Source organism: Longimicrobium sp. (assembly GCF_048594345.1).
Taxonomy (GTDB): Bacteria; Gemmatimonadota; Gemmatimonadetes; order Longimicrobiales; family Longimicrobiaceae; genus Longimicrobium.
The window spans coordinates 1-5,453 of sequence record NZ_JBMDXM010000159.1; the positions used below are offsets into that span (position 1 = coordinate 1).

1 protein-coding gene and 1 pseudogene are annotated in these 5,453 nt (G+C 74.9%); both read right to left on the bottom strand.

The window, feature by feature from the left end:
• A partial coding sequence (locus tag ACOJUJ_RS17545; protein ID WP_420128204.1) for an amino acid adenylation domain-containing protein occupies nt 1–4,608 on the bottom strand: 4,608 nt, incomplete at its 3' end.
• Nucleotides 4,609–5,052: 444 nt separating this feature from the next.
• Nucleotides 5,053–5,388 (bottom strand): annotated as a pseudogene (locus ACOJUJ_RS17550) (AMP-binding protein); the annotation flags it as partial.
• Nucleotides 5,389–5,453: the final 65 nt, after the last annotated feature.

The following is a 5,453-nucleotide window of genomic DNA, read 5'->3' on the forward strand; positions in this document are numbered from 1 at the left end:
CCGCGCCGCCACGCGCGTGGCCAGAAGCGAATGGCCGCCCAGCGCAAAGAAGTCGTCCGCGGCGCCCACCCGGTCCACGCGCAGCAGCGCGGCCCACACGTCCGCCAGCACCTCCTCGGTGGGGGTGCGGGGCGGGACGTAGCCGGTTTCGGCCGCGGTGGATGCACGCGGGTCCGGGAGCGCGGCGCGGTCCAGCTTGCCGTTGGGCGTCAGCGGCAGCGCGTCCATCCACACGAACGCGGAGGGGACCAGGTACTCCGGCAGCACTCCCCGCAGCCCGTCGCGCACCTCGGCGTCGCGCGGCGGCTCGCCGGCGGCGGCCAGGTACGCCACCAGCCGCCGCGCGTCGCCCTCGCCGCGGGCCTCGACGGCGGCGTCGCGGACGGCGGGGAGCGCGCGCAGGGCCGCTTCGACCTCGCCGGGCTCCACGCGAAAGCCGCGCAGGTTCACCTGCCGGTCCGCGCGCCCGGCGACCTGGACCGTGCCGTCCGCGCGGTAGCGGCCCAGGTCACCCGTGCGGTAGATGCGGTCGCCCGCGTCACCGGTGGCGGGGTTGGCGACGAAGCGCGCGGCGGTGAGCGCGTCGTCGTTCAGGTAGCCGCGCGCCAGGTAGGGCGTGCGGATGACGATCTCCCCCACCTGGCCGATCCCCGCCACGGAGCCGTCGGCGGCGAGCACCAGCAGGTCCACGCCGTCGATCCCCCGCCCCACCGGCACCGCGGCCGGCAGACCGGCCAGGTCCTCGGGAACGATGAAGGCGGCCATGGCCTGCGGGGTCTCGGTGGCGCCGTAGAAGTTGGCGACGCGCACGCCCGGGGCGAACGCGCGCAGCCGCCGCACCACGTGCGGGCGCAGCGTCTCGCCACCCAGGCAGACCAGGCGCAGCCGCACGTCGCCGCCCTCGTCCTCCGCGTCGCCGGCCACGTCCGCGCCATCCTCCATCCCCGCCGTAAGCACCTGGGCCAGGGCGGGGGTCAGATGGGCGATGGTGACGGCTTCGCGGCGCATCCACGCCGCCAGCCAGCCGGGGGTGCCGACGTGCTCGGGGTCGGGGATGGCGAGCGTGGCGCCGGCCAGCAGCGGGGCGAACACGTCGCGCAGCAGCGGATCGTGCGCCAGCCCGGAGAGGAGGGTGAAGCGGTCGGACGAGCCCGGCTGGAAGGTGCGCGCGTACCAGCCGAAGAAGTGCGCCAGCGGACGGTGCGTCCCCGCCACCGCCTTGGGCTGGCCGGTGGTGCCGGAGGTAAAGGCGACGTACGCCAGATCGTCCGGCCCCACGGGGACGGCGGGGAGAGCGGATACGGTGCCCTCCTCCATGGCCGCCGCGTCCACCACGACGGTGGCGAGGCTGAAGGGAGCGAGCGCGTCGGCGACCTGCGCCGGCACCTGGCCCGCGGCGGCCACGCGCACCAGAGCGCGCGGCCGGGCGGCGCGGACGTACTCGGCCAGACGCGCGGGCGGGTAGGCCGGGTCCAGTACGGTGAACGCCGCGCCCGCCTTCCACACGCCCAGCAGCGCGGGGACCAGCCCCGCGGAACGGTGCGCCAGCACGGCGACCACGTCGCCCGGGCGGACGCCGGCGTCCATCAGCCGGTGCGCCACGCGGGCGGCGGCGGCGTCCACCTGCCCGCGGGTCCACGTGCCGTCCCGGTCGCGCAGGGCGGGCGCGTCCGGGGCCGCCGCCGCGGCGCCGGCGATGCGCTCGTGCACGGCGCCGCCCCACGCCACCGGCTCGATGGGGATGGACGGGTCGGGGAGCACGGCGCGCGCGCCCGCCGTGCGGGGGGACAGGGCGCCGATCGGCCGATCGGCCTCTTCCGCCGCCTGCCGCAGCACGCCGGCCAGCTGGGCCAGCATCTCGCGGATGCGCGCCGCGTCGAAGAGGTCCGCGTCGTACACGGCGTGCAGGCCGATCCCCTGCTCCGACTCGCCCGCGTACAGGGTGATGTCGAACTTGCTGGCCAGCTGCGCGCCCGCGCCCCAGGCGGTGCGCTCCACCCCCGGCTCCGCGGGCGTGTCGCCGGCGAAGTTCAGCAGGTTTAGCATCACCTGGAACACGGGCGTGTGCGCCAGGCTGCGCTCGGGGCGCACGTCCTGAAGAATGCGCTCGAACGGCACGTCCTGGTGCGCGTACGCGCCCAGCGCCGCGTTGCGCACGCGGGCCAGCAGCGCGCGGAACGTGGGGTCGCCGGACAGGTCCGTCCGCAGCGCGAGGGTGTTCAGAAAGGGGCCGATGAGCCCCTCGGTCTCGCGCCGCGTGCGCCCGGCGACGGGGGTGCCCACCACCACGTCGTCCTGGCCGGCCAGCCGCGAGAGCACCACGCTCCACGCGGCCAGCAGCACCATGAACAGCGTGGCGCCTTCACGCCGGCCCAGCTCGCGTACCGCGTCCGCCGCGCCGCCGGACAGGCTCCACACCTCCGACGCGCCGCGGTGCCGCTGGGCGGCGGGGCGCGGACGGTCGGTGGGCAGCTCCAGCAGGGGCGGCGCGCCGTCCAGCGTGTCGCGCCAGTACGCCAGGTGCCGCTCTAGCACCTCGCCCCGCAGCCACGCCCGCTGCCAGGCAGCCACGTCCGCGTACTGCACCGGCAGATCCGGTAGCGCGGGCAGCTCGCCGCGGCCGTACGAGGCGTGCAGGGCGGACAGCTCGTCCAGCAGCACGCGGATGGACCACCCGTCGCCGGCGGCGTGGTGCAGGTTCACCAGCAGCGCGTGCTCGTCGTCCGCCAGGCGCACCAGGGAAACGCGGTACAGCGGACCGTGCTCCAGGTCGAACGGCCGGTTGGCGTTCTCCTCCGCCAGCCGCGCAAAGGCGGTCTCCGCCTCGTCCTCATCCAATCCGCGCAGGTCATGGAACGGCAGGGGCACGGGGGTTGGAGGGGAGATGCGCTGCACCGGGCCGCCCTCCGGCCCCATCGGCAGCGCCGTGCGAAGCAGCTCGTGACGGCGGACGACCTCGTTCAGCGCCTGCTCCATGGCGCGGGGGTCCACGGCGCCGCGCAGGTGGTGGATAGAGGGGATGTGATACACGGCGCCGCCACCCTCCAGCCGGTCCACGAACCACAGCCGCTCCTGCGCAAACGAGGCGGGCGCCGTCCCCCCGTGCGGGCGGTGGACGATCGGCGGCACGGCGGAAGCAGACTCGTCCGCGCGCAGCCGGTCCACGGAGGCCGCCAGCGCCGACAGCGTGGGCGCCTCGAACAGCGTGCGCAGGGGCAGCTCCACGCCCAGCGCGTCGCGCACGCGGGCGACCAGCCGGGTGGCCAGCAGCGAGTGCCCGCCGAGCGCGAAGAAGTCGTCGTGCGCGCCCACGCGCTGCGCGTTCAGCAGCCCGGCCCACACGTCCGCCAGCGCCACCTCCGTCGCCGTGCGCGGCGGGACGAAGTCCTGGCCGGTCCCGTCCGCCTCCGGCTCCGGCAGCGCCTTGCGGTCCACCTTGCCGTTGGGCGTAACCGGCAGCGCGGGGAGGAACACCCACGCGGCGGGAAGCATGTACTCCGGGACAAAGGTCCGCAGCCACTCGCGCAGCTCGCCCGGCGCCGGCTCGCCGTCCGCGACCACGTAGGCCACCAGCCGCTTGCCTTCGCCCTCGCCGCGGGGGACGACGACGGTGTCGCGGACGGCGGCGTGGGCACGCAGGGCGGCCTCGATCTCCCCCGGCTCGATGCGGAAGCCGCGGATCTTGACCTGCTGGTCCGCGCGGCCGGCGATCTCCGCCACGCCGTCGGGGCGGTAGCGGCCCAGGTCGCCGGTTCGATACGTGGGATCGGCCGCGTCACCCGTCCACGGGTTGGGGATGAAGCGCGACGCGGTCAGCTCCGGGTCGCCCAGGTAGCCCAGCGCGATGTGCGGGCTGCGCATCCAGATCTCGCCCACCTCGCCCACCCCCGTGCGCTCGCCCGCGGCGTTGCGGATGAGCACCTGCACGTCAGGGATCCCCGTGCCGACGGGGATCGTCTCCCTGGCCAGCCGCGCCAGGTCGCGGGGCACGACGAAGTGCGCCACGGCGCGCTGCGTCTCCGTGGATCCATAGTAGTTGACGACCTGCAGGTTGGGCGCGAGGCGGTGCATGCGCTCCACGTCCGTCCGCGTGAGCACGTCGCCGACGAAAAAGGCGCGGCGCAGGGAGTCCACACGCGTGGGGCCCGCTCCGGGTTGCCCCTCCCCCCGGCCCCCTCCCCGTTCGTTCCTCACGGAGAGGGGGAGAACGGCATCCGGGGTGGACACGTCGTCGCCGAGGCCGCCGGGAACGTCGGTCAGCAGCTGGCCCATGGCGGGGGTGAGGTGCGTGACGGTGATGCCGGCGTCGCGCATCCACCGCGCAAGGTAGCCGGGCCTCCCCACCTGGTCCGGGTGCGGCGCGACGACGGCGGCGCCCAGTTGCAACGGGGTGAAGACGTCGCGGTGCAGCGGGTCGTGCGCCAGGCCGCTGAGCAGGCTGAAGCGGTCGGATGCGGACAGCCCAAAGCGCTCCGCCAGCCACGGGGTAAAGTGCGTGAGCGACCCGTGGCGCCCCATCACCGCCTTGGGCTTGCCGGTGGTGCCGCTGGTGAACGAGAGGTACGCCAGGGAGTCGGAACCAATCTCGGGGAACGGCGCGTTGGCCACTTTGTCCGTAAATACGGCGGCGCTGGACTGGTTTTCGTGCGTGCCGCTGCGCCCCCTCCGCTCGCTTAGGCTCGCACCTCCCCCAAAAAACCCTGGGGGAGGTTGGTGTGGGGCTGGGTTGGAAGCGCTGCGATCGGCTCCCAGTCGGCCCCCTCCGGGCGAGCACCACTCGCCCACCTCCCCCGAAACTGCCGGGGGAGGTTGATGCGCTTCGGAAGAGTTGGCCGCTTTGTCTACAAAACCTGCGGTGCTGGACGGGCTTTCGTGCGCGCCGCTGCGCCCCCTCCGCTCGCTTAGGCTCGCACCTCCCCCAAAAAACCCTGGGGGAGGTTGGTGTGGGGCTGGGTTGGAAGCGCTGCGATCGGCTCCGGAGCAGGCCCCCTCCGGCTCGCTCAGGCTCGCCACCTCCCCCGAAACTGCCGGGGGAGGTTGATCCGCTTCGGCGGAGTTGGCCACTTTGTCTGTAACTGCACGTCCGCGGATAGCGAGCGGGATGGTGGAGACGACGGTTTCGCGCAGAGCATCGGCCAGCTCCCCCGGCACTTCACCCGCTGCCACCAGCGGGAGGAAGCCGGTGGGGCGGGCGATGCGGACGTACTCGGCCAGGCGCGCGGGGGGATAGGCGGGATCCAGGATCAGGAAGGCGCCGCCAGCCTTCATCGCGGCCAGCAGCGCGCGGACCAAGGGGGCGGAGCGGTGGCCCAGGATGGCCACCACGTCGCCGGGGCGCACGCCGTCCATCATCAACCGATGCGCGATGGCGGTGGACGCGGGGGGCAGCCGGGGGGGGGGGCACCGGGGCGCCCGGGGCCCCCCCCCCGCCGCGGCCCGGCGGGGCGCGGGGG